Raw genomic sequence first — 22,166 nt, forward strand, 5'->3', positions numbered from 1 at the left:
TATCATGACGTCAGATGTTAATGTTAACGCTGACGATCAATCACAAAACGCGCCACGGCACGTAGCGATTCAGCCTCGTCATCAAAAACATCAAGATGGTCTATCGCCTGGTCACACAACATTTGCGCCTGCGCGCGGGCTTGCTCCAGCCCCAGCAATTTCACAAAAGTCGATTTTTCCTGCTCAACATCCTTGCCCGCTGTTTTGCCAAGGTCGGCACTGCTGGCTTCAACATCCAGAAGGTCGTCCTTGATCTGAAACGCCAGCCCCATATCGTGGGCATAGGCACGCAGGCCCATGCGCATACTGGTTGGTGCCTTGCCCAAAATCGCCCCGGCTTCACAGGCAAAGGCAAACATCCGGCCGGTTTTTAACAAATGCAAATGGGTGACCTGCGCTTCGCTTAAGCTTTGTCCTTCGCCCGCCAGGTCTATCATTTGCCCGCCAACCATGCCATGCGGCCCCGCCGCACTGGCCATCGCACGCACAAGCTGGGTGCACACCCGCGGGTCCGGGTGGGTTTCTTCATCCACCAGCACTTCAAATGCCTGGGTTAACAGCGCATCGCCAGCCAAAATGGCGGTCGCTTCGTCGAACTGTTTGTGGCAGCTGGGTTTGCCCCGGCGCAAATCATCGTTATCCATGGCGGGTAAATCGTCATGGATCAGCGAATAGGTATGCACCATTTCAATGGCCGCCGCCACGCGCAGCGCAGACGTGCGCGACACCCGAAAAAGACCGGATGACGCCATCACCAGAAAAGGCCGCAACCGTTTACCATCCCCCATGGTCGAATAACGCATGGCTTCGAACAGGCGCTGTTCGACCTGCCCGTTCGGACGCGGCAAAATCTTGTCAAGCATGTCGCCAAGATCGGCAGAAGCCTCTCCCAGCGCAGAAATCAGGTCATAGCTCACCTGGGACTCCGCCTTGAATGTGAATTATTCGATTTCGGTGGCTGTTGCGCTCGGGCGGCCATCGGCACCCAGCGTGATTTTTTCGATACGTTCCTCGGCGGCGCGCAATTTTTCGGCGCAATGGCGCTTTAACGCGGCACCACGTTCATACGAAGCAATCGCATCATCCAGGCCAACCTGCCCCTGTTCAAGCTGCCGAACCAGTGTTTCAAGCTGGCCTAATGCCTCTTCGAAACTCAGTTTGGCGATATCTTTGGGAATTACAGGATTTGCGTCAGACATGTTTGCTCCTTTTTATTGGTCTGACGCGAAGTTTACGCGCAAGGATACAACAGGGCAATACAAAGCCCCGGCGATTAACGCCCCGTTTACCGAAAAAAAACCGCTCAGCCCCCAAACCGGGCAAAAATCACCCGATCATCAGGGCGCGCACATGGGCAACAACCGACGATGCCAGCGATGGCAAGTCATAGCCACCTTCCAGAATCGACACCACCCGGTTCTCGCAACATTGCCTGGCTACCGTCAGCAATTGCTCGGTTATCCAGAAAAAATCGCTTTCCACCAGGCAAAGTCCCGCAAGCGGATCATTGCGATGGGCATCAAAACCAGCCGAAATAATCAACAATTCCGGGTTAAACCCGGTCAGGCCCGGGATCACATAATTCTGAAACGCGGCCTGCAACTCGGTCGTGGCCGCACCCGAATTTAATGGCACATTCAAAATATTATTCGCACAGCCCCGATCTGCGGGGTCGCCGGTGCCAGGGTATAAAGGCCATTGATGGGTCGAACAATAAAACAGGTCAGGATCATGACAAAACAAGTCCTGGGTTCCATTACCATGATGAACGTCAAAATCCATCACCGCGACCCGTTTAATGCCATATCTATCACGCGCATAACGCGCGGCAATTGCAGCATTGTTAAACAGACAAAACCCCATTGCACGGTCATATTCAGCATGATGGCCAGGTGGACGCACACCGACAAAGGCGTTGCGTTCATGGCCTTCCATCACCGCATCAACCCCGACACAGCACCCGCCAACCGCACGCAAAGCCGCCTCCCCCGAGGCAGACGATACATAGGTATCGCCATCAATCGATACCTGCCCACTTTCGGGGAGACGGGAAAATATCCGGTCGACATAGGCAGGGTCATGCACCCGTTTAATCAGATCGATATCGGCACGCGTGGCTTCTTCACGATGAAGAAACATAAATTCCTCGGCCTCAAGAACGCGCTGGATCACACGTAGCCGGTCTGGTTGCTCCGGGTGTCCGGGGCCCGGATCATGGTCGATGCAGGCGCGATGTGTCACAAACAATGTTGCCATACCTGTTTGCTCCCTCCCAAATTTTATTGTTCAGCCTGTCACGGACCGACATGGCATTAATGACACCCGTTGCATCAAAAGGACACCCGAACCAATAGCAAAGCCAAGAGACAAAATATTGGGGTAGCCTATTCGTAACACACCGGTTGACGCCGTGAAGAATCGGTTGCTAATTTATTGATCATTGCGTCGTCAGACGAAACCTGCCTTGGCATAGATCATTATGCGATCCAAAATAAGCTCGACCATAGTTCAATTTTAATTGTTTTCGCAAAATTACCGTAAAACGCTGTGAATATTAAAATTTCAACGATAAACCCTGTCCGAAAAGGCGAAACACAATACTTTCGAACAGCTACTTAGACGCGTATGGGATTGCCATGTCTTCCGTAAGGCTATAAAAAACCGGTGTTGTGAAAAAATGAGCATAGTCTCATCTGTGATAACGGGGTAAAATATCACACTTTTGCAACCGGGAGTAAATCCGGGATGAAGTGAGGCAAATGGAAATAAAAGAACTAGAACAACAAGCTGAACGTGCGAGCGGCCTGCTTAAAGCGATGAGCAACCAAAGCAGGTTGATGATATTATGCCAATTGCATACTGGCGAGAGATCGGTTGGCGAACTGGAACGGATTATCGGACTTAGTCAGTCCGCCCTGTCCCAGCATCTTGCCAGATTGCGGCGCGACCATCTGGTCAAAACACGCCGCGAAGCGCAAACCATCTTCTATTCCCTGCATGGAGAAGAGGCTGTCCGTGTCATCAAGACACTGTATGACCTTTATTGCCGCGAAGAACAAAGTAGTATCGTGGCCTGACCATCAGCAAAATTCGCATTCTCATCAAAATGGCCTGCCGAAGCATCGCTTCCGCAGGCCATTTTGTTTTTCAGATTCGGGTCAGAAAATAGCACCGGTGATATACGGATATTGTAATTCACAAGAACCTGGATGCTCTATCAGTCACATTGCGGTGCTGGCAATTCACGCACCCGGATCAGATCACCCTTTAATTTGAAATCACCGTAATTTTGCACCAAACCCTGGGCGACACCGTTCTCGCCATAATCCACCGACATTTCATAGGCCGGGCGATCATCGTCGCTATCAACCGGGAAAAACGCCATGCTGACACGGTGAAAGGGCTGATCGGCAATGTGGTTTTCGTCCTTGGCCTTGTTATCAGCCTGCATCGCTGTGGAAACCACCGCTGCGATCTGATAGGTCGGTGTATCGCCCCCGCCATCAAACACCCGGTCGCTGGCAAAGGCCTTGCCGTCAAGCGCATGTTGCAGCAACCTGATCGAATGCTGGGTTGGAAACAGGGTTTCAACCGGTAATTCCTCGGTTACTTCAACGGGTTTTTCGTAATGCACAACCACCTTGTCATCCTGGCGTTCGGCATTGCCGTTAACTTCATCGGTCAGATAACCGTCCTGAAAATCCCGCACCCGAAACCGGTAATGTTTGGCGGCGAAATCTTCCCACTGGGTCATGCTATAGGATGAATTGATCGCGCCGCCCTGCGGGCCCTGCAAAATCAGCGAGTTGCGCAATTCCGAAATCCAGCCGTCACAAACCTTTTCAAACCGGAAACCAAACGCCCCGCGTGCGGCAATCACCGAACTGTTCGCACTGGTTGACACCAGGCGTAAACGATATTCGGCCACATGCGAGACCAAGCCGTTTGCCGCCGAAGACGGACCTGCCTGTGCGCTGCATCCGCCCAACACAGCACCCGATATCACCGTCAGCGTAATCGCCGCACGACGGCCTGCTGCATTTCGCAATTTTTCTGGCAAATCTATTCTCCGCTGTCCACGATACTGATAATCCACGAATCCTTGATGCCATTTTTGGCAGTAACAAGGCGCAGATCATTTGCACGCGACATATTCATTGGACCTACTGCAATTCGAAGATAAGGCGTACCCGCTACTGTCGCAGGAATCAATTGCGGATGATATTGCGCATATTGATGAAGGGCGATTTGTGCCCGTCTGTGACTGGCAAAACTGCCCAGCACCACATATTTGCCATTTGCTGGCGCCATCACACGGTCTGATACCGGTGACACATCGACATCATCCCTGCCCGATACCGAAGATTGATTATCCTGGCCAGCATCCTTGCCTTTGACCGCCGCATTTTTGGCCGGTGTTTTCGCCGACACCGAAACCGGTGCCGGGGGCAACATTGACTTGTGTTTTACATCGCCATTTTTCACTTTGGCCGGGGCAAGTGGCCTGTCGCCCGATGCCGGGGCCATTTTCACAGCACGGTTATCTGCATCCGGGGGGATTGTATTATCATTTTCCAGGACAGTCGCGCGCACCGCATCATCCGTTATCGTCGTTGTATCGCCAGAAGATACATCATCGGAAGGGGGCACATCCGACGGTGCGACATCCGACCGTATTTCCCCGCTTTTCACCGGATTTTGACCATTCCCGGTCCCGGCGCCCACCATCACATCTGTCGCACTAAGCGGCTGATCAAGCTGATGAGCTGCCGGGGGAACCGCAACAACCATGATATCGGCTGATTTTTGATAGGGATGAAGATTTGCAGAACCACCGGGGCGGCTCCAGTCCTTTGGCGGGGAATTGACGGCATAAATTGTCGAACGCGCCCCCGATAGCTGGCTGGCAACCGACTGGCTGTCGCGCGCAACAAAACCTGAATCCACACTGGCCTCGACCTTGCAATCACCATTGCCAAGCACGGATGCATCTGTGTTGCATCCTTGCCCGGCAACAAGGGCACGCTGGTTTTCGGCAACGGTATGACCCGTCGTCACATAGCTGATCAGATCATCCGCCATTTTCGACAATGTCGTATCATCCCCCGATCCGCCACATGCGCTCAGGACCAGGGGGGCGACTGCTGCTATCAGGAACCTTTTCACGGCCCGTCTCCCATCGAATAAAACCGTCTTGTCCAATCTTGACGCACAGCACCTTAATATATGAGTAACACCAGTTGCAAATTCGCACCAAAAAAAGAGCGATCAGCCCAGCCAATCGCTCTTTTTAAAGGTTTCGTGCATCAGCCCGCGCTAAAATCAGTCTTTTTTAGCCTTCGGCGGTAACTGAACCCGCAAATGCAGTTCTTTAAGCTGACGATCATCGACCACAGACGGGGCGTTCATCATCAGGTCCTGTGCCTGCTGGTTCAGCGGGAAGGCAATGACTTCGCGAATGTTCGGCTCGTCGGCCAGCAACATCACAATACGGTCAACACCCGGTGCCGAACCACCGTGCGGCGGGGCGCCAAATTTAAACGCGTTCAACATGCCGCCAAAGCGGTCTTCGACCACGTCCTTGCCGTAACCGGCAATGTCAAAGGCCTTGTACATGATGTCCGGGCGATGGTTACGAATGGCACCCGATGACAGCTCGATACCATTACAAACGATGTCATACTGCCATGCCTTGATATCAAGCGGGTTCATGTTTTCAAGCGCGTCAAGCCCACCCTGCGGCATCGAGAACGGGTTGTGGCTGAACTCGATCTTGCCGTCGTCGTCTTCCTCGAACATCGGGAAATCAACAATCCAGCAAAACTTGAACATGCCTTCTTCACGCAGGCCAAGATCGTCGCAAATCTTTTCGCGCGATTTACCGGCAAACTTGGCAGCGGCCAGCGGCTTGTCACAGGCAAAGAACACGGCATCGCCATTGGCAACACCGGTGGTTTCCTTGATCAGGGTAATACGTTCCGCATCAAGGTTTTTGGCAATCGGGCCTTTGGCGTCGCCGTTTTCATCATAAACGATATAGCCAAGGCCAGCGGCCCCTTCGTCACGCGCCCAGGCATTCAGCTTGTCAAAAAAGCTGCGCGGGCGACCGGCTGCACCCGTTGCCGGAATGGCACGAACCACCGAACCGGTTTCGATGTTTTTGGCAAAAATGCCAAAATTCGATCCCCGGAAGGCTTCGGTAACATCGGAAATAACCAGCGGGTTGCGCAGGTCGGGCTTGTCCGAGCCATATTTGGCCATCGATTCATCGAATGGAATGCGCGGGAACGGATAATCGGTAACGGTGCGACCACCGCCAAACTCAACGAAAATCTCGTGCAGAACCGGTTCAATCGCGGCAAAGACATCTTCCTGGGTGGCAAATGCCATCTCGAAGTCAAGCTGATAAAACTCGCCCGGCGAACGGTCGGCACGGGCATCTTCATCGCGAAAGCACGGTGCAATCTGAAAGTAACGGTCAAAGCCCGACACCATCAACAGCTGTTTAAACTGCTGAGGTGCCTGTGGCAGGGCATAGAACTTGCCCGGATGGGTGCGTGAGGGCACCAGAAAGTCGCGCGCCCCTTCCGGCGAGGAAGCGGTCAGGATCGGCGTTTGAATTTCAAGGAAACCCTGCGCGGTCATTTTCTGACGCATCGCCGAAATCACCCGGGATCGCAGCACGATGTTGTTATGAACACTTTCGCGGCGCAGGTCGAGGTAACGGTGACGCAGGCGAACTTCTTCGCCATATTCCACATCGCCAAATACCGGCATCGGCAAAACTTCGGCCGAAGACTGAACGGTGATTTCCGATGCATAAACCTCAATCTCGCCGGTTGGCAAGTTCGGGTTAATGGTTTCGGCGGTCCGTTTAACAACCTTGCCATCAACCGTAATCACGCTTTCGGCGCGTGATTTTTCCAGAACCGCAAAAAGCGGGCTGGAAATGTCGATCACGACCTGGGTGATACCATAATGATCGCGCAAATCGACAAACAGAAGGTTGCCGTGGTCGCGTTTGCGGTGAATCCAGCCGGAAAGGCGGACTTGGGCATCGGCGTCGGAAACGCGAAGCGCATTGCAATTATGTGAGCGATAAGGATGCATGGTCTTTCCAGGTTTCGTTATATTTTGGGCCGCGATTTGGCCGCAAAGGTGCATGGCTGACCGGCGCTGTCAAACAAAAAACGCTCAAAATCAAACCCGTCACCGCCAAAACGGTGCCAAAACGGGGTTGATCCCTGCACGATACTTGTCTGACACCACCGCCAGTTTACGAATTTGAACGTATAAAACGCTTCTCGCCTGCCCGCGTCAAGTATTGGCAGAACCGCGTGCATTCTCGGACGAAATATTATCCGGTGCAACAGCCTGATCGACGTGTAAATCGCGTACTTTTACAAACCGGATCAATCGCCCCTGCCCCCAGCCAATCTGCGCCCAGTCATCAACATCAAATTCAAACTGGCACAGCGCACAGGTCGGATACTTCACCGCCATATCGTCGCAAAACCGGTTGTCATCGGTACCGACAAGCTGCAGGGCAAAACTTTCCAGCCCCGGATTATGCCCCACCATTAAAACCCGGTCGGCGTCATCATGGGTTTGATGCAGGCATTTTAACAACGTGGTTTCGCCAGCCATATACAGATCGCGGGCGTAAATCACCTTGGCATCATCGGCAAAATCGCGCCCCAGCAAGCCAACAGTTTGCACCGCACGGGCCGCGGTCGAACACCACACCAGGTCGGGTATCAGGTCTTGTTTGTGCAAAAATCGCCCCATAACCGGTGCCGCTTTTTCACCACGATGGTTCAGTTCGCGGTCATGATCCGCGCGCGCCGGGTCGGCCCAGCTTGATTTGGCATGACGCAATAACAACAGGGTCTTCATAAACAACTGGCTCGTTTGTGATGGGTCAATGTTATCTGCCACAGAGATGCCATAACAGACCCGTCGGTTCCACGTAAAAAATTGACATATAACTGTAGGATTTTCTGCACGCGATATTGGCTATTCTGCCGCGTCGAATCACATATTACGCCACCCTGGGCATATTCTTTTTTCGGGTTAAAAATTGCAGTTTAACAAACAGTTATCGTATACTCGCAATCGAAAGACATGGTGGCGTCTTAATTCCAGTACCATAAGGCTCATGGCAGGAGGCATTGCGTGACACACGCTGCGGCAATTCAATCAAGTGCAATTACCACTGATTCGGAAAAGCGCTTTATCAATCGCGAACTTTCCTGGCTGGCCTTTAATGGTCGCGTTCTGGAAGAAGCACAGAATCAGAACCATCCGTTACTCGAACGGTTGCGCTTTTTGTCAATTTCGGCCAGCAATCTGGACGAATTTTACATGGTGCGTGTCGCCGGTCTGGTCGGTCAGGTTCGGGCTGGCATGACCAATATCAGCCAGGACGGTTTAAGCCCGTCTGAACAGCTGCGCGCGATCACCTATGATGCCAACCAGGTTTTGCAAGACCAGCAACGCATCTGGCAAAAATTGCGCGGTGATATGCATCAGCTTGGCATTTCCGTGATCGAGCCCGATGACCTGACCCAGACGGACCGTAAATGGCTGGACGGGTATTTCATGCGCGAAATATTCCCGACCCTGACGCCGCTGGCGATTGACCCGTCACACCCGTTTCCGTTTATTCCCAATCTGGGCTTTGCCATCGTTATGCAATTGTTTGACCCGTCTGACGGGCACAATATGCGCGGGCTTATCCCCATGCCGCCCAAAATAGGGCGTTTCTTGCGCCTGCCGGGCAAAACCGAACGTTATCTGCCGCTGGAACAAGCTGTCTTGATGTATCTGGGCAAATTGTTTCCCGGTTTTGATCTGATCGAACATGGCCTGTTCCGCGTCATCCGCGATTCGGATGTCGAAATCGAGGAAGAAGCCGAAGATCTGGTGCGCGTGTTTAAAACCGCGCTGAAGCGCCGCCGCCGCGGCAGCATCATCCGCCTTAAGGTCAATGCATCGATCCCCGAAGACCTTCTGAATTTCGTCATCGACGAACTGCATGTCGCCCCGGAAGAGGTCGTCAAGGTTGACGGGCTTTTGGGCGTGGTTGACGTTAAACAGCTTATTGATTCCGACCTGCATCACGATTTGCTGTTCCCGCCCTATGCCGCACGGTACCCGGAACGGGTCCGCGATTTTGGCGGCGACTGTTTTGCCGCCATTGGCAAAAAAGACCTGGTGGTTCATCACCCGTTTGAAGATTTCGACGTGGTGGTGCAGTTCCTGTTACAGGCCGCGCGCGACCCCGATGTGGTTGCCATCAAACAAACCCTGTATCGCACCTCCGAGAACAGCCCGATCGTCAAAGCCCTGATTGCCGCCGCCGAAGCCGGCAAATCGGTTACGGCGATGGTCGAACTTAAAGCCCGTTTCGATGAAGAAGCCAACCTGCGCTGGGCGGCCGACCTTGAACGTGCAGGCTGCCAGGTGGTGTATGGTTTCCTTGAATGGAAAACCCACGCCAAAATATCGCTTGTTGTGCGCCGCGAAACCCACGGGCTTCGCACCTATTGCCATTTTGGCACCGGCAACTATCATCCGATCACGGCAAAATTCTATACCGACATTTCGTTCTTTTCATGTGATCCGGCCCTTGGCCGCGATGCGGGCAGCATTTTCAACTTCATGACCGGCTATGCCACCCCCCGGTCACTGGAAAAAATTGCCATTGCCCCGCACACCATGCGCCCCAGCATTCTTGCCAATATCGAAAAAGAAATCGAAAATGCGCAGGCTGGCAAGCCGTCGGGCATCTGGACCAAAATGAACAGCCTGGTGGACCCGGTTGTGATTGATGCGCTTTACCGTGCATCCCAGGCCGGTGTACAGATTGATCTGGTTGTGCGTGGTATTTGCTGCTTGCGTCCGGGGGTGCCGGGCCTGTCGGAAAATATTCGCGTTAAATCCATCGTTGGCCGGTTCCTGGAACATTCGCGCATTGTGGTTTTTGCCAATGGCGCAAAACTGCCCTCACGCAAAGCCAAGGCGTTTATTTCCTCGGCCGACTGGATGCCGCGCAACCTTAATCGCCGGGTCGAATGCCTGGTACCAATTGAAAACCCCACTTGCCATCGCCAAATCATCGAACAAATCATGATTGCGAATTTGAAAGACACCGCCCAAAGCTGGTATCTCCAACCTGACGGCTCTTATGAACGCTGTGAAGCGGGCAAGGATGCGTTTTCAGCCAACGATTATTTCATGACCAACCCGTCCCTGTCCGGGCGGGGCAGTGCCCTTGACGAAGACAGCGTGTCTTCGGTGCCGGTTCTGGTCCTCGACGAATAGAAAAACCAGGTACATTCAGACATATGCTTACCGATCACAGGGTGTCCAAACGCATTGCCATTATCGACGTCGGGTCGAACTCGGTCCGACTGGTTGTGTTTGACGGTCAAACCCGCGCACCGGCCCCGATTTTCAATGAAAAAGTCATGTGCGGCCTTGGACGAGACCCCGATGGTTCGGGCAAGCTGAATGCTGAAGGGGTGGAAATGGCCATCGGTGCCCTGCGCCGGTTTGCCACCCTTTTGCGTGCCATGAAAATATCGCGCGTCGATGTGCTGGCAACTGCAGCCGTTCGTGCTGCCAGTGACGGCGATGTTTTTTGCCAACGCGTCTTTAAGGAAGCCGGTCTGAAGGTTAAAGTCATTGATGGCCTTGAAGAAGCCCGCCTTTCGGGGCTCGGGATTATTTCAGGCGACCCGCACGCCACCGGTATCATGGGCGATATCGGTGGCGGATCTCTCGAACTTGTTTTACTTGATCAGGGGCAAATTCACGAACGCGTCAGCCTGCCGCTGGGGGCCATGCGCCTTCAAGCCGTGTTTGGCAATAAACGCGAGGCACTGGAAGCCGAGGTCAAAACCCACCTTGACAGTGTTCCGTGGCTGGCCCAGCACGAAAAACTACCGCTTTATGCCGTTGGCGGGTCGTGGCGTTCGATTGCCAAACTCTATATTGCCCAGGAAGACTACCCGATTTCCGTGGTCCATAACATGACCATGCCCAACAGCGAAATTTCAGATCTGACCCGCATCATCTCCCAGCAAAGCCGGGCATCGCTTGAAAAAATCGGCGGTGTTTCAAAACGCCGCACCGACAGCCTGCCTCATGCCGCCCTTGTGATGCACCATTTAATGGCCCGCATGAAAGCCAGCGAAGTGGTTTTTTCCGGGCATGGCCTGCGCGAAGGCTGGATGTTCGAAGCCCTGGCGCAAGAAGTTCGGGATCGCGATCCGCTGCTTGAAACCTGCCTCGGTTTTGCCGAAGACAGCGAACGCTTTCATCAGCACGGCGAAGAACTTTATCGCTGGACCGACCCCATTTTCCGCGAACAGCCCTCGAATTTGCGGCGTTTGCGGCTGGCTGCCTGCATCATTGGCGATATCGGCTGGAACGACCACCCCGATTACCGGGCAGAACAAAGCTATAACCGCGTTGTCCGCCATCCCTATCTGGATCTTAGCCATGTCGACCGGGTGTTTTTAGCCTATACCATCGGTTCGCGCTATACCGGCAATTTCCGCGGTGATGCCGCCAGCGACCGATTGCTTGACGAAGATACCCGCAAAACCGGTCGCCTGTTTGGCCATGCCATTCGCCTCGGCCATACGCTGTCTGGCGGGGTCGAAGGCATTTTGCCCCATTGCGAATTAATCCATGATGACAAAACCCTGATCTTGCGGCTGGAACGTTCCATCGGTGATCTGAATGGCGAAGTCGTTGACCAGCGGCTGTCCAAACTGGCAAAACTGATGGAATGCGACAGCAAAATAGAAATTGTTGATGCAAGCTGATATGTGAAAGCATCACTTGTCCTGATCGGCCCAGTGTTATACCCGGTAAAGCACCACCGCACGGCCCGACAGGGGCTGGTGATATTTAGCATGTGAATATGGCGCACAAAGGGAACGCAACGAAATGGCTGGCACAAAAACGGTAAATGGCAATATTTCCCGAGGTGTCCTCGATATCGATGCGTTAAAAACGCAATCGCGCAATTTGTTAAAATCCCTGCGCGCGAACGATGCCGATGCCCGCAAGCGCCTGCAGGAACACCACCCCAAAGCCGCAAACCGCAAGGCCGCCGAGATAAAAGTATCGGATGCGCAGCAAATTCTGGCGCGCGAAAACGGCTTTATCAGTTGGCCGGAAATGAAAACCCATGTCGACCAGATGGTGCTGACCGAGCAGCAGATTGCGACCGGCTGGATGACGGTTCCCGACACCCCGGGCACGTTGCATATCCGTTGCGGATCGGACATTCGCAACACTCTGGAACTGGCCGGGTTCAAAGGGCACTTTCAGGAATTTTCCGATCCGTTTTGCCAGGGCCCGGTGCCAGATGCCCCCTTGCCTGTCTTAATGCAGCGGCGGGCCGATTTTATCGCCAGTGCCTATGATCTGGACCCGACCCGAACCCTGGACCGCCAGCATGCAGAATATAGCGCACTAATGGTGGCAGGCGATTATCGCCACATCGTTTTATGGTTTGAACATGACAGCTACGACCAGCTTATTCTGGCCTTCCTGCTCGACTTTTTCGGTGCCCTGCGTTTACCTGCCAAGGTCGAACTGATTTGCATAAATTCCGTACCCGATGTTGAAAAATTTACCGGTCTGGGCCAACTCACCCCCGATCAACTGCGCTGGGCATGGGAAAATACCCGGGCCCCGATTGGCGATTCGCATTACGATTTGGGCCGCAAGGTTTGGAAAGCGGTCCGTGCTGATGCCCCGGCCGATCTGGCTGTCTTTGCAAAGTCGGCCTCGGCGACCCGCCCGATTGGCTTGATGGCAAAGGCCCTGCAACGCCATTTGGCCGAACTTCCCGCCAGCCACAATGATTTGTCGCTGACCCAGCAACTGGTTCTGGAAATTCTTGCAGAAGCCGGTCCGCTAAGTGCCGGTCGCGTCTTTGGCCGCCTGATGCGCGACAAGGAACCCTTGCCGTTTTTAGGCGACATCATGCTTTGGCATGTTCTGGCCGATATGACAACGGTGGCAGAGGGGGCCGAGCCCCCCTTTCGCATTGACGATGCCACCCTGCCCTGGGCCGAGCGCACCCTGACCCTGACCGAAACCGGCACCCGGATCATGCGTGGCACCAAGCGGTTTTTTGAAACCTATACCGGCACACGCTGGGTTGGCGGCGTAAAAATCAGTGCCACCCCCACCTGCCCGCATTGGGACATTGCCCGCAAGGCCGTTGTTTAACGTATGTTTCCTTTAATCCTGCCGGAGTGATCGCTACGCCTTCATTCGCGGCGAAACCTGTGTCAAACTTTGTGTTTAGCCCCATCAATGGCGCGGGAAATACGAAATATTTCGTCACGCAACCATTGATGCGAATGGGACGCCGCATTGCGAACATGCCAGCTTTGACAAAACCGGTAAGACGGCAACGCGACCGGGCAGTGGCAAACAGCATACCCCGCCATCACGCTATCGGCCAGACGGATTGGCAAGGTCGCAATCACGCGCGTTCCGGCAATCAGGCGCGGCAAATTGTCAAATGTGGCCACCTGCAACACCGTGCGGCGCGATCGGCCCTGTTTTTCCAGTTCGGCATCAATCGCCGATCCTTCGTCTTCATCAAATACCACCCGGGCATGGGATGCGGCACAATAGCGGTCCAATGTATCAGGCGGTTCGGGGTGAAAGCGCGGGTCGAAATAACATTGCACGTTTTCGTCAAATAACGAACGCTGCACGATGTCGCTGGCATCCCCCCCAAAATCAACCGTAATGGCCATATCCATTTTGCCGTCGCGCAATTTGCCGATCATGTCCTGCTTGCTGCGCACCGGGCGGATTTTAAAAGTAATATCCGCCGCCAGCGACTGCGCCCTGGCAAACAACGCCGAAAGCACCACCGCCGCCTCATAATCATTCGCGCCGATGGTGCAATGAAGACTGTGTTGCGGGTTGTGCGGGTCAAATTGACCAATTCGCGTCAGGCTGCGCATATCCTCCATCAAACGGCGAATGCGCGGGGCCATGTCGTGGGCATGGGCCGTGGGCGTAATGCCCCGCCCGGCGCGAACAAATAACGGATCCCCCACGATTTGGCGCAATCGTTCTAACCCGTGACTGACCGTAGGCTGTCCAACACCCAGCGTTACTGCGGCTACCGTAACCGATCCCTGATCGTAAATCGTCAGAAACAGACGCAGCAAACGAAAATCCAGATCCAATTCATCGTTATTCATGCATGGTTTCCATTCATTTCATCGAATTGATCATATGCCAAATTCAAGGCAGAATCAGTGTCAATAAAGCGGTTAACCGCAATGACATGGAGATAGATAATGAAAAAACTGATCACCGGCGCTACCGGCAATTTTGGCACCCTTGCCCTGACCCATTTAAGCAGCCGTATCCCGGCAAGCGACATTGTTGCCAGCGCCCGCACCCCCGACAAGGCCACCGAAATTGCGGCAAAAGGGATTGAAGTCCGTAAAGGCGATTTTGATGACCAGGCCTTGATGGAACAGGCCTTTGCCGGAATTGACATTGCCCTGATCGTGTCAGCCGAGGCCGATAACGAAACCCGCATCCGCCAGCATCGCACGGCGATTACGGCGGCGAAAAATGCCGGTGTAAAACATGTTGTTTATACCAGCGTCATCGACCCGCGTTCCGATAGCGCCTTTAGCTATTCCGCCATTCATGCTGATACCGAAAACGTCATCAAACAAAGCGGATTAACCTACACCATCCTGCGCAACAGCTTTTATGCCGACCTGTTGTTAGGTGGCGTTCCCCATGCCCTGGAAACCAGCCAATATGCCGCCCCTGCCGGCACAGCGGGCATCACCTACATTCCCCGCACCGACCTGGCCGAAATTGCCGCCATTATCCTTGCCAACCCGGCAGCACACGCCAACAAAATCTATAACCTGACCGGCACCAAAGCCATCACCCATGATGAAATTGCCGCCATCATCGCCAGTGCGACCGGCAAGGACATTACCTTTGCCGACCTGCCCAACGATGTTTATGAAGGCATTTTACGCAGTTTTGGTCTGCCTGAACATGCCGTCATCGCCATTTCCGGCCTCTATCTGGCGGCCAAAAATGGCGACTATGATGATGTATTTGACGACGCGGCAACAATCCTTGGCCGCGCGCCCCAATCAGTAGAAGACTTTTTAAAACAGGCCCTGAACAAAGGATAAATCCGCGTTCAGAACACCCGTTAAAAACCTGCAGGCGAATGGTCCCCAAACGGATCATTCGCCTTTTTGCGGCAATGCTATCTTCACGACATTTGTTTCGCGCACCATGTCATTTTGGTCTGATGCCGTATCTGACGGGCGCAAGTCTGCCCATTTTAAAAAGGCATCAAGGACCGGGCACAGGCGCTGCCCCCAATCGGTCAGGCAATATTCCACCTTGGGCGGCACCTGATGGTAAACAATGCGTTTTACAATGCCGTCGGCTTCCATCTGGCGCAGTTGCTGGATCAGCATCTTTTGCGAAATGCCGTCAATGGCACGCTCCAGCTCCGAGAATCGCTTTATCTGCCCACCAAAAAGATGAAACAAAATCACCAGTTTCCAGCGACCGTCGAGCATTTTCAAAATTTCTTCAACACCGCCAGCCGGTGTTTCGGCCCCAAAACCCCATTTCTTACTCACAGGTAAGTCCCTTACTTTTTTGTCGGTTCTTGTGATTTTTCCAGCTTAGCGCCAGCTTGCTGGCATCACAATAACCGCGTGGGACGCCCCCGCGCATCACAGACAAAAAGGCCACCTCATGTCTATCTCCCTCCCGACTGCCGTTGTCGATTTTTTTGATCACTGCACCGCACGCAACTTTGCCGGTGTTAGCGCCTGTTTCAGCCCTGATGCCCATGTTTACGACGAAAAACAAAATATCGACGGCCATGCTGCCATCGAAAAATGGATTTCACATGCCATTAGCAGCACCGACGCCGTTCACGCTGTAACCTCGGCATCGGCCCTGCCCGATCACCCGGCCACCGACCCGCAATCTTTGGCAGAAATCAGCACGGGCCAGCTACGCGTCACCGCCGATGTGTCGGGAAATTTCACAGGCTCGCCCGCAAGTCTGAGCTATCTGTTTACGTTGCAAGATGGCAAAATTACAGCGCTGGAGATCGGCTGATGCGCAACCTCCCATATCAAATCGACCCGACAGAGTTTGTCGGCAAACGGGTTCTGGTAACCGGCGGCACCAAAGGCATGGGAAACGCCATGTTGCATCGCCTGCATCACGCCGGGGCAACCGTTGCCAGCACGGCGCGCAGCGCACCTGAAAATCACCCTGGCCTGTTTATCAGTGCCGATGTTTCAACCGTTTCAGGCACCCGTCAGGTGATCGACACCCTTATGGCTGACTGGGGCGGCTTGGATATTCTGATCAATAATGTCGGTGGCTCGACAGCACCAGGTGGCGGGGCGCTTGGCCTGTCCGACGAGGATTGGACGAACACCCTTAACACCAATTTAATGACCGCCGTGCGCCTGGATCGCGGTTTTTTACCCGGCATGATCGCGCGCAAAAGCGGTGTCATACTGCATATATCCTCTATACAGCGGCGTATGCCCCTGTTTGAAGCCACATTGGCCTATGCCGCCGCCAAGGCCGCCCTTAGCACCTATAGCAAAGGACTGGCGAAAGAAATGGGTCCCAAAGGCATTCGCATCAACACACTGTCGCCCGGCTTTATCGAAACCACTGCGGCCAGCGCCCTGATCGAACGGCTTGCCAAACAGCAAAACATCACAATTGACGCCGCCCGCGACGGCCTGATGCAGTCACTGGGTGGCATTCCCATTGGCCGCCCGGGCCGCCCCGACGAAGTTGCCGAGCTTGCCGCGTTCCTGGTGTCAGACCGGGCGATGTCCATTCACGGGGCCGAATACACAATTGATGGCGGCACCGTGCCAACTGTTTGATAACAGGAAAAGTGCTTTATAATCGATACAGCGATTGGCACACACCGCGCCGGTCAACAGTAAAAGACCAAAACCCCGCCGTTCAAACTTGAACTGGCGGGGTTTTAAATGTTTTAGCGTAAAACAAACCGGCTCAGACTTCGGCGTCTGCTTTAATTTCTTCTTTGGCCGCGGCCTCTAATTCGGCATCGGCTTTGGGTTCCGCATCAAATGCCATTTCAAGTTCAACCAGTGCGACTTCGCCATTTTCAAGTTTCAGACCAATCTGCCCGTGCTTGAGGCGCAAGGCATATTGACCAAAAAGCTCGCGCCGCCAGCCATGCAGGGCAGCAACATCGGCATTGTCGTCAGCAGCGATGTTTTGTAAATCATCACTTGATGCCACCAAACGCTGGGCCACACCCTTTTCTTCGCTACACAGTTTAAGTAAAACCTTAAGCAATTCCACCGTCGGGCCAATACCCGCAGGCAGTTCAGTGCGAACCTTGGGGACGGGCCAGTTTTCCTGCGGTTCGGCAAGGGCCGCATTAATCGCACCGATAATCGCCTGCCCCTGTTTGCTGGCGCCAAAATTGCGCCCCACACCCCGGGTTTTATCAAGATCGTTTTCGTTAAGCGGATGACGCGCTGCTATATCAAGCAAGGTATCGTCGCGTAAAACCCGGTTCCGCGGCAGGTTTTTACGCTGGGCCTCAATTTCGCGCCATTCGCACAGCGCGCGGGCCACCGCCAGAAATTTAGGGCTGTTGGACCGGGTTTTTAACCGCAGCCATGCCTGTGCCGGGTCCACAGTATAAATACCGGGATCGGTCAGGCGTTCCATTTCTTCAAACAGCCATGGTGCGCGGTCATTGGCCGCCAGACGTTCGTGGAAATTTTCGTAAATGGTACGCAAATGCGTCACATCCGAAATCGCATAGCTTACCTGTTTGGTCGATAACGGGCGGCGCGACCAATCGGTAAAGCGCATCGATTTATCGATGTTTTTACGCGCGACCTTGTTGACCAGCGTTTCATAGCCAACCTGATCGCCATAGCCCAAAACCATGGCAGCAACCTGGGTATCAAACACCGGATGCGGCACCTTGCCGTTCAGATGCACAAATATTTCAATATCCTGCCGGGCAGCGTGAAAAACCTTGATCACGCTTTCGTCCCCCATCAGATCGAAAAGGGGGGTTAGATCAATGCCTTCGGCCAGCGGATCAATCGCTGCACCGGTGTCGGAAAACTCGGGGCTGCAAACCTGCACCAGGCACAATTGCGGCCAATAGGTCGAATCACGCATAAATTCGGTATCGACCGTGACATAATCAAATTGCCGCAACCTGTCGCACAGCACGCGAAGGTCTTCTGTTTTTGTAATCGTTTCCATGAACCCTGCTATAACATTGCCCGACGCAGTTCGCCAGTGGCTTGCCCGTTATCATACGGAAAATGGTCATTGGACCTAGATAATTTCGTCTTCATCCAGCAACGGATCAGACTGAAGATGTGTTTCAATGGCGTCCAGGCGTTCCTGCAATTCTGCCGGGCGCTTGATCGACGCCACATGAAACAACGCATCCCCCTGATTGACAATCGGCAGATTGGTCCGCCCGATGATCAACCCGTCCTGGCGGGCCAGCACCTCGGTATCGGTCTGGCCAAACGGATCGGACACAGCGGCAACAACATCACCTTCGCGCACAAAATCGCCCGCCAGCTTAAATGTCCGCAACAGCCCGCCGACCGGCGCGCGCAACCACTGGCTGCCCGATGATTTAAACGATGGCAGGCGCGGCGCACGCACAGAGCGTGCCGCAACCATGCCCAATTCGCGCATCACACGCAAGACGCCCGAAACCCCGGCCCGTATGGCCATTTCATCAAAGCGCAACCCCTCGCCCGCTTCATAAAGCAGGATCGGCACACCAACATCCTTACCCGCCTGGCGCAAGGACCCTTCGCGCAAAGGCGATGTCAGGATAATCGGGGCGCCAAACGATTCGGCATAAGACATGATATGGTCATCGCCCTCATTCACCCGCACCTGGGGTAAATTAACCCGGTTCGCCGCCGCTGTGTGCAAATCAATGCCGAAATCGGACCGCTCGACAATTTCTTTCAAAAACAAATTTGCCAACTGCCCGGCAAGCGACCCATGCGCACTGCCCGGAAAGCAGCGGTTAAGGTCGCGCCGGTCGGGCAGATAGCGGGTATGATTTAAAAAGCCAAAGGCATTCACCACCGGCACCGCTAGCAATGTGCCGCGCAAGTGCCGCAAAACCGGCGATTTCAAAATCCGGCGAATAACTTCCACGCCGACAATTTCATCACCATGCACAGCAGCACTGACAAACAGGGTTGGCCCCGGCCGTTTGCCATGCACAACATTTACCGTCAAATTAACCGGAGTATGGTTGGATAAAAGCGAAATCGGAATATCGACAAGCTGACGGGTGCCAGGCGCGACCTTCTTGTTTCCAAGTTCAAAGTCCGCGGTTTTCCTGCGCTGTTGCGCCGTCGTTTCGTCGTATTCCAGCAATTTGTTATCCTTTGCCTTTGGTCTTTACCTTGCCGGGCCCATAATCGCGTTCCATGAATTCGATAATCATGGTGGCAATATCCTTGCCCGTCGCCCCTTCAATGCCTTCCAGCCCCGGCGAGGAATTAACCTCCATCACAACGGGGCCATGGTTGGAACGCAAAATATCCACACCACAAACATTAAGCCCCATTGCCTTGGCCGCTTCAACGGCTGTTGCACGTTCCTGCGGGGTAATACGTACCGGGCGAGCAGACCCGCCGCGATGAATGTTGGAGCGGAAATCACCCGGTGCGCCGGTGCGTTCCATGCTGGCAACCACTTTACCGCCAACCACAAAACAGCGAATGTCGGAATTCCCTGCTTCCTTGATGAATTCCTGCACCATAATGTCAACATTCGCACCGCGAAAGGCCTCGATCACGGATTTGGCAGATTTTTCGGTTTCCCCCAAAACAACACCAATGCCCTGGGTTCCTTCCAGCAGTTTGATCACCACGGGCGCGCCACCAACAATCGACAAGACTTCGTCGGTTTTACGCGGATCATGGGCAAAGGCGGTAACCGGCAGGCCAATGCCGCGCCGTGCCAGAATTTGCAACGAGCGCAACTTATCGCGCGACCGGCCAATAGCGACCGATTCATTGAGCGGATAAACGCCCATCATTTCAAACTGGCGCAAAACAGCCAGACCAAAAAACGTGATCGATACCCCGATCCTCGGAATAACAGCGTCATACCCGCTCAGCTTTTCACCGCCATAATAGATTTCCGGCTTCATCGAAGTGATGTTCATCGTCACCCGCAAGGTATTGATGACATCGATCTGATGACCACGCGCCTCAGCGGCTTCCACCAGCCGCTTGTGGGAGTACAGATTGGCGTTGCGTGCAAGCATCGCGATTTTCATAAAATGGACTCCCGTTAGAGCATGACTAAGTGGAAAAGCGGCGGATCTGGCCTGAAAGGCTGGTCCTATTCACTGACCGGCTGTTCGGCCATATAAACGTGTTCCGGCTTTCCCGCCAGATAAGATTTTGCCGGTTGCACCAAAAATCTTCCGGCTTTGATCGCCGTGCGTCCCAGCAACATGGGAAATCCCATCAAGGAGCGATTGGCAAGCGATAATTCTACCTTCAGCCGGTGGCGACCGACGGCAATATGACTGGCCACAATATAGCGTTCATCCTGCTTGCCGTTGGAACTGCGAATATGCCGAATGGCAAGCAAAGGGGCCTGACACTGTATTCGACCATGCCCGTCGCCGCGATAATGGGGCAAGACAAATTTGACGAACTTTTTATGATCAATTTCAATCAGCTCGATATGGGTCGCATGGATCGACGACGTCCGCGCGCCGGTATCAACCTTTGCTTTGATCAAGGGGCCGCCAAAATCAGGCAACCCGACCCATTCCCGCCATCCCAACACATGCCCGCTTGCCACCATGGCATCGGTTTGCGCTTTAAGGGACAGCCTGCTTGCATTGCGTTTTTCGATCACACACCTGTTCCCGCCTGTTAAAGCATGTTTCCTTGAATATGACCCATTTTGTTCGACTTTGGCGTGCCGTTTGGCAAGGCACAGCGCGCTGAGCGATGCGGCGCATCGGTCGAGCGGTGTAACGCCGTCAAACGCCGCCAAAATCGAACCCTGCGGGCCCGTGCAGTCTGCCGCCTGGCCGCGTCGAAATCCTTGTCCGTAAATCCATTACGCTCTGCGGACTTCTCCTTGCCAGGCGGCAGACTGCACGGGCAAAATGGATCATATTCAAGGAAATATGCTTTAATGGAACTCTCTGTATAACGCCAACAGTTTCAGCCACCTATTGCAAAAGACAGAGCATTTTCACTTTGGCACGATAACAGTCTAATGCAAGCACCGCCTGAAATGCTTACCCCGCCAACGAAAACATATTTTGGTAAAATGCAGCCCTGCCCTGCCCCAAAAAAGGTGGCGACAAAACACCCCCTAATGGCTGTCTTCCATCACGGCACGCACCAGCGGCAGGGTCACGGCCCGTTTTTCGGCCAGCGCGCGACGGTCAATCGCGGCAACAAGATGGGTCAAGGCCGCAAAGGACCGTTCAATACGCGGAACAATATAGGCAACAATTTGCGGCGATGGGGCAATTTGGCGATCGGCAAACAGTTTGATCAAAAGACCCACCAGCAAATCATCATCGGGCGGCGAAATTTCACAAACCAACGCCGCCCCCAGACGCGACCGCAAATCGGCCAGCCCGACATTCCAGCGCGATGGGGGCTGCTGGGCGGTCAGCAACAAATGCCCGTTACGTTCTTTCAGCATATTGTAAAGATGAAAACACACCGTTTCATCAAGGGCCAGATCGGCATCTTCGATAACAAGGCCGGTATCTTCGCCCAACAATATATCGGCATCGGCCCCGATAAGGTCGGCCCCGGCCACACTTGAGGCACCTGACCGCGCCCGCCACACTTCAGCCAGATGGCTTTTGCCCGACCCTGCCGGACCATACAGGCACAATGCCGGTACCGGCCATGCGGGCCAGCGGTCAATCCAGGCAACGGCTTCGCGGTTACAATGGGTCACCATGAAATCCGCACGCGCCAAAGCCGGGCGCATTTCCAGCGCCAGGGGCAATTGCTGCGGCATCAGGGGTTCCATCATCATTGCAGTCATTGTTTGTG

21 protein-coding genes are annotated in these 22,166 nt (G+C 54.0%); 7 read left to right on the forward strand and 14 right to left on the reverse strand.

Annotated elements, in window-relative coordinates; translation table 11 throughout:
• Positions 1–23: 23 nt before the first annotated feature.
• The 3 genes from AAC086_RS13620 to AAC086_RS13630 all read right to left on the reverse strand — a co-directional run bounded on the left by AAC086_RS13620 (position 24) and on the right by AAC086_RS13630 (position 2,256).
• Positions 24–863, reverse strand: a complete 840-nt coding sequence (locus tag AAC086_RS13620; RefSeq protein WP_339779492.1) for a polyprenyl synthetase family protein — start codon at positions 861–863, stop codon at positions 24–26.
• Positions 864–941: 78 nt separating this feature from the next.
• Positions 942–1,199, reverse strand: a complete 258-nt coding sequence (locus AAC086_RS13625) for an exodeoxyribonuclease VII small subunit (protein ID WP_085593708.1) — start codon at positions 1,197–1,199, stop codon at positions 942–944.
• 127 nt (positions 1,200–1,326) lie between these two features.
• The gene (locus tag AAC086_RS13630; protein WP_339779357.1) at positions 1,327–2,256 is read right to left on the reverse strand and encodes a histone deacetylase family protein; all 930 of its coding nucleotides are present in this window, start codon (positions 2,254–2,256) and stop codon (positions 1,327–1,329) included.
• Between the two features lie 503 nt (positions 2,257–2,759).
• On the opposite strand from AAC086_RS13630, the gene AAC086_RS13635 reads away from it, so the two are divergent.
• The gene (locus AAC086_RS13635; protein WP_339779358.1) at positions 2,760–3,077 is read left to right on the forward strand and encodes a metalloregulator ArsR/SmtB family transcription factor; all 318 of its coding nucleotides are present in this window, start codon (positions 2,760–2,762) and stop codon (positions 3,075–3,077) included.
• 140 nt (positions 3,078–3,217) lie between these two features.
• Here AAC086_RS13635 and AAC086_RS13640 read toward each other — a convergent pair whose 3' ends face one another.
• The 4 genes from AAC086_RS13640 to AAC086_RS13655 all read right to left on the reverse strand — a co-directional run bounded on the left by AAC086_RS13640 (position 3,218) and on the right by AAC086_RS13655 (position 7,896).
• Positions 3,218–4,060, reverse strand: coding sequence for a DUF1849 family protein (locus tag AAC086_RS13640; RefSeq protein WP_339779360.1), 843 nt, complete (start codon positions 4,058–4,060; stop codon positions 3,218–3,220).
• A 2-nt stretch (positions 4,061–4,062) separates the two neighbouring features.
• Complete coding sequence (locus AAC086_RS13645) at positions 4,063–5,166, reverse strand: hypothetical protein (RefSeq protein ID WP_339779361.1); 1,104 nt, start codon at positions 5,164–5,166, stop codon at positions 4,063–4,065.
• 156 nt (positions 5,167–5,322) lie between these two features.
• A complete protein-coding gene (aspS, locus tag AAC086_RS13650) occupies positions 5,323–7,110 on the reverse strand; it encodes an aspartate--tRNA ligase (RefSeq protein ID WP_339779362.1) in 1,788 nt (595 codons plus the stop codon).
• A gap of 207 nt (positions 7,111–7,317) precedes the next feature.
• Positions 7,318–7,896, reverse strand: coding sequence for a histidine phosphatase family protein (locus tag AAC086_RS13655; RefSeq protein WP_339779364.1), 579 nt, complete (start codon positions 7,894–7,896; stop codon positions 7,318–7,320).
• A 279-nt stretch (positions 7,897–8,175) separates the two neighbouring features.
• On the opposite strand from AAC086_RS13655, the gene AAC086_RS13660 reads away from it, so the two are divergent.
• The 3 genes from AAC086_RS13660 to AAC086_RS13670 all read left to right on the forward strand — a co-directional run bounded on the left by AAC086_RS13660 (position 8,176) and on the right by AAC086_RS13670 (position 13,257).
• On the forward strand, positions 8,176–10,326 hold the full coding sequence (locus AAC086_RS13660) for an RNA degradosome polyphosphate kinase (RefSeq protein ID WP_339779366.1): 2,151 nt from the start codon (positions 8,176–8,178) through the stop codon (positions 10,324–10,326).
• A 23-nt stretch (positions 10,327–10,349) separates the two neighbouring features.
• A complete protein-coding gene (locus tag AAC086_RS13665) occupies positions 10,350–11,837 on the forward strand; it encodes a Ppx/GppA family phosphatase (protein WP_339779368.1) in 1,488 nt (495 codons plus the stop codon).
• A 124-nt stretch (positions 11,838–11,961) separates the two neighbouring features.
• The gene (locus tag AAC086_RS13670; protein WP_339779369.1) at positions 11,962–13,257 is read left to right on the forward strand and encodes a DUF1835 domain-containing protein; all 1,296 of its coding nucleotides are present in this window, start codon (positions 11,962–11,964) and stop codon (positions 13,255–13,257) included.
• 62 nt (positions 13,258–13,319) lie between these two features.
• On the opposite strand, the gene AAC086_RS13675 is transcribed toward AAC086_RS13670, so the two are convergent.
• A complete protein-coding gene (locus AAC086_RS13675; protein ID WP_339779371.1) occupies positions 13,320–14,252 on the reverse strand; it encodes a LysR family transcriptional regulator in 933 nt (310 codons plus the stop codon).
• 99 nt (positions 14,253–14,351) lie between these two features.
• Between AAC086_RS13675 and AAC086_RS13680 the strand changes: the two genes are divergently transcribed.
• Positions 14,352–15,221: an SDR family oxidoreductase gene (locus AAC086_RS13680; protein WP_339779373.1), complete on the forward strand. Its 870-nt coding sequence runs from the start codon at positions 14,352–14,354 to the stop codon at positions 15,219–15,221.
• Between the two features lie 54 nt (positions 15,222–15,275).
• Here the strand turns inward: AAC086_RS13680 and AAC086_RS13685 are convergent, their stop codons facing one another.
• Complete coding sequence (locus AAC086_RS13685) at positions 15,276–15,683, reverse strand: winged helix-turn-helix transcriptional regulator (protein WP_339779374.1); 408 nt, start codon at positions 15,681–15,683, stop codon at positions 15,276–15,278.
• A gap of 118 nt (positions 15,684–15,801) precedes the next feature.
• On the opposite strand from AAC086_RS13685, the gene AAC086_RS13690 reads away from it, so the two are divergent.
• Both AAC086_RS13690 and AAC086_RS13695 read left to right on the forward strand, forming a co-directional pair.
• Entirely contained in the window at positions 15,802–16,173 is a 372-nt protein-coding gene (locus tag AAC086_RS13690) for a nuclear transport factor 2 family protein (protein ID WP_339779375.1), read from the forward strand.
• Positions 16,173–16,967: an SDR family oxidoreductase gene (locus AAC086_RS13695; protein ID WP_339779376.1), complete on the forward strand. Its 795-nt coding sequence runs from the start codon at positions 16,173–16,175 to the stop codon at positions 16,965–16,967. Before AAC086_RS13690 ends, AAC086_RS13695 begins: the two co-directional genes overlap by 1 nt.
• A gap of 133 nt (positions 16,968–17,100) precedes the next feature.
• Here AAC086_RS13695 and rnd read toward each other — a convergent pair whose 3' ends face one another.
• From rnd to AAC086_RS13720, 5 genes are all read right to left on the reverse strand, one after another.
• Positions 17,101–18,342, reverse strand: a complete 1,242-nt coding sequence (gene rnd, locus AAC086_RS13700) for a ribonuclease D (RefSeq protein ID WP_339779377.1) — start codon at positions 18,340–18,342, stop codon at positions 17,101–17,103.
• A 75-nt stretch (positions 18,343–18,417) separates the two neighbouring features.
• Complete coding sequence (locus tag AAC086_RS13705) at positions 18,418–19,494, reverse strand: succinylglutamate desuccinylase/aspartoacylase family protein (protein ID WP_339779378.1); 1,077 nt, start codon at positions 19,492–19,494, stop codon at positions 18,418–18,420.
• 4 nt (positions 19,495–19,498) lie between these two features.
• Positions 19,499–20,404 (reverse strand): 30S ribosomal protein S6--L-glutamate ligase, encoded by a 906-nt coding sequence (gene rimK, locus AAC086_RS13710; RefSeq protein WP_339779380.1) that lies wholly within the window; start codon positions 20,402–20,404, stop codon positions 19,499–19,501.
• A 65-nt stretch (positions 20,405–20,469) separates the two neighbouring features.
• Positions 20,470–20,997, reverse strand: coding sequence for a RimK/LysX family protein (locus AAC086_RS13715; RefSeq protein ID WP_339779382.1), 528 nt, complete (start codon positions 20,995–20,997; stop codon positions 20,470–20,472).
• A 468-nt stretch (positions 20,998–21,465) separates the two neighbouring features.
• Positions 21,466–22,158 (reverse strand): DnaA/Hda family protein, encoded by a 693-nt coding sequence (locus AAC086_RS13720; protein ID WP_339779384.1) that lies wholly within the window; start codon positions 22,156–22,158, stop codon positions 21,466–21,468.
• Positions 22,159–22,166 lie beyond the last annotated feature (8 nt).

It is taken from the genome of uncultured Thalassospira sp., assembly GCF_963976115.1.
GTDB lineage: Bacteria > Pseudomonadota > Alphaproteobacteria > Rhodospirillales > Thalassospiraceae > Thalassospira.

Excerpts from the sequence above, each read along its gene's own strand:
- rimK (WP_339779380.1), bottom strand. The coding sequence starts at position 20,404 with ATGAAAATCGCGATGCTTGCACGCAACGCCAATCTGTACTCCCACAAG.
- AAC086_RS13720 (WP_339779384.1), bottom strand. The coding sequence starts at position 22,158 with ATGACTGCAATGATGATGGAACCCCTGATGCCGCAGCAATTGCCCCTG.
- aspS (WP_339779362.1), bottom strand. The coding sequence starts at position 7,110 with ATGCATCCTTATCGCTCACATAATTGCAATGCGCTTCGCGTTTCCGAC.
- AAC086_RS13670 (WP_339779369.1), top strand. The coding sequence starts at position 11,962 with ATGGCTGGCACAAAAACGGTAAATGGCAATATTTCCCGAGGTGTCCTC.
- rnd (WP_339779377.1), bottom strand. The coding sequence starts at position 18,342 with ATGGAAACGATTACAAAAACAGAAGACCTTCGCGTGCTGTGCGACAGG.
- AAC086_RS13620 (WP_339779492.1), bottom strand. The coding sequence starts at position 863 with ATGCTTGACAAGATTTTGCCGCGTCCGAACGGGCAGGTCGAACAGCGC.
- AAC086_RS13695 (WP_339779376.1), top strand. The coding sequence starts at position 16,173 with ATGCGCAACCTCCCATATCAAATCGACCCGACAGAGTTTGTCGGCAAA.
- AAC086_RS13665 (WP_339779368.1), top strand. The coding sequence starts at position 10,350 with ATGCTTACCGATCACAGGGTGTCCAAACGCATTGCCATTATCGACGTC.
- AAC086_RS13675 (WP_339779371.1), bottom strand. The coding sequence starts at position 14,252 with ATGAATAACGATGAATTGGATCTGGATTTTCGTTTGCTGCGTCTGTTT.
- AAC086_RS13625 (WP_085593708.1), bottom strand. The coding sequence starts at position 1,199 with ATGTCTGACGCAAATCCTGTAATTCCCAAAGATATCGCCAAACTGAGT.
- AAC086_RS13680 (WP_339779373.1), top strand. The coding sequence starts at position 14,352 with ATGAAAAAACTGATCACCGGCGCTACCGGCAATTTTGGCACCCTTGCC.
- AAC086_RS13690 (WP_339779375.1), top strand. The coding sequence starts at position 15,802 with ATGTCTATCTCCCTCCCGACTGCCGTTGTCGATTTTTTTGATCACTGC.
- AAC086_RS13635 (WP_339779358.1), top strand. The coding sequence starts at position 2,760 with ATGGAAATAAAAGAACTAGAACAACAAGCTGAACGTGCGAGCGGCCTG.
- AAC086_RS13655 (WP_339779364.1), bottom strand. The coding sequence starts at position 7,896 with ATGAAGACCCTGTTGTTATTGCGTCATGCCAAATCAAGCTGGGCCGAC.
- AAC086_RS13630 (WP_339779357.1), bottom strand. The coding sequence starts at position 2,256 with ATGGCAACATTGTTTGTGACACATCGCGCCTGCATCGACCATGATCCG.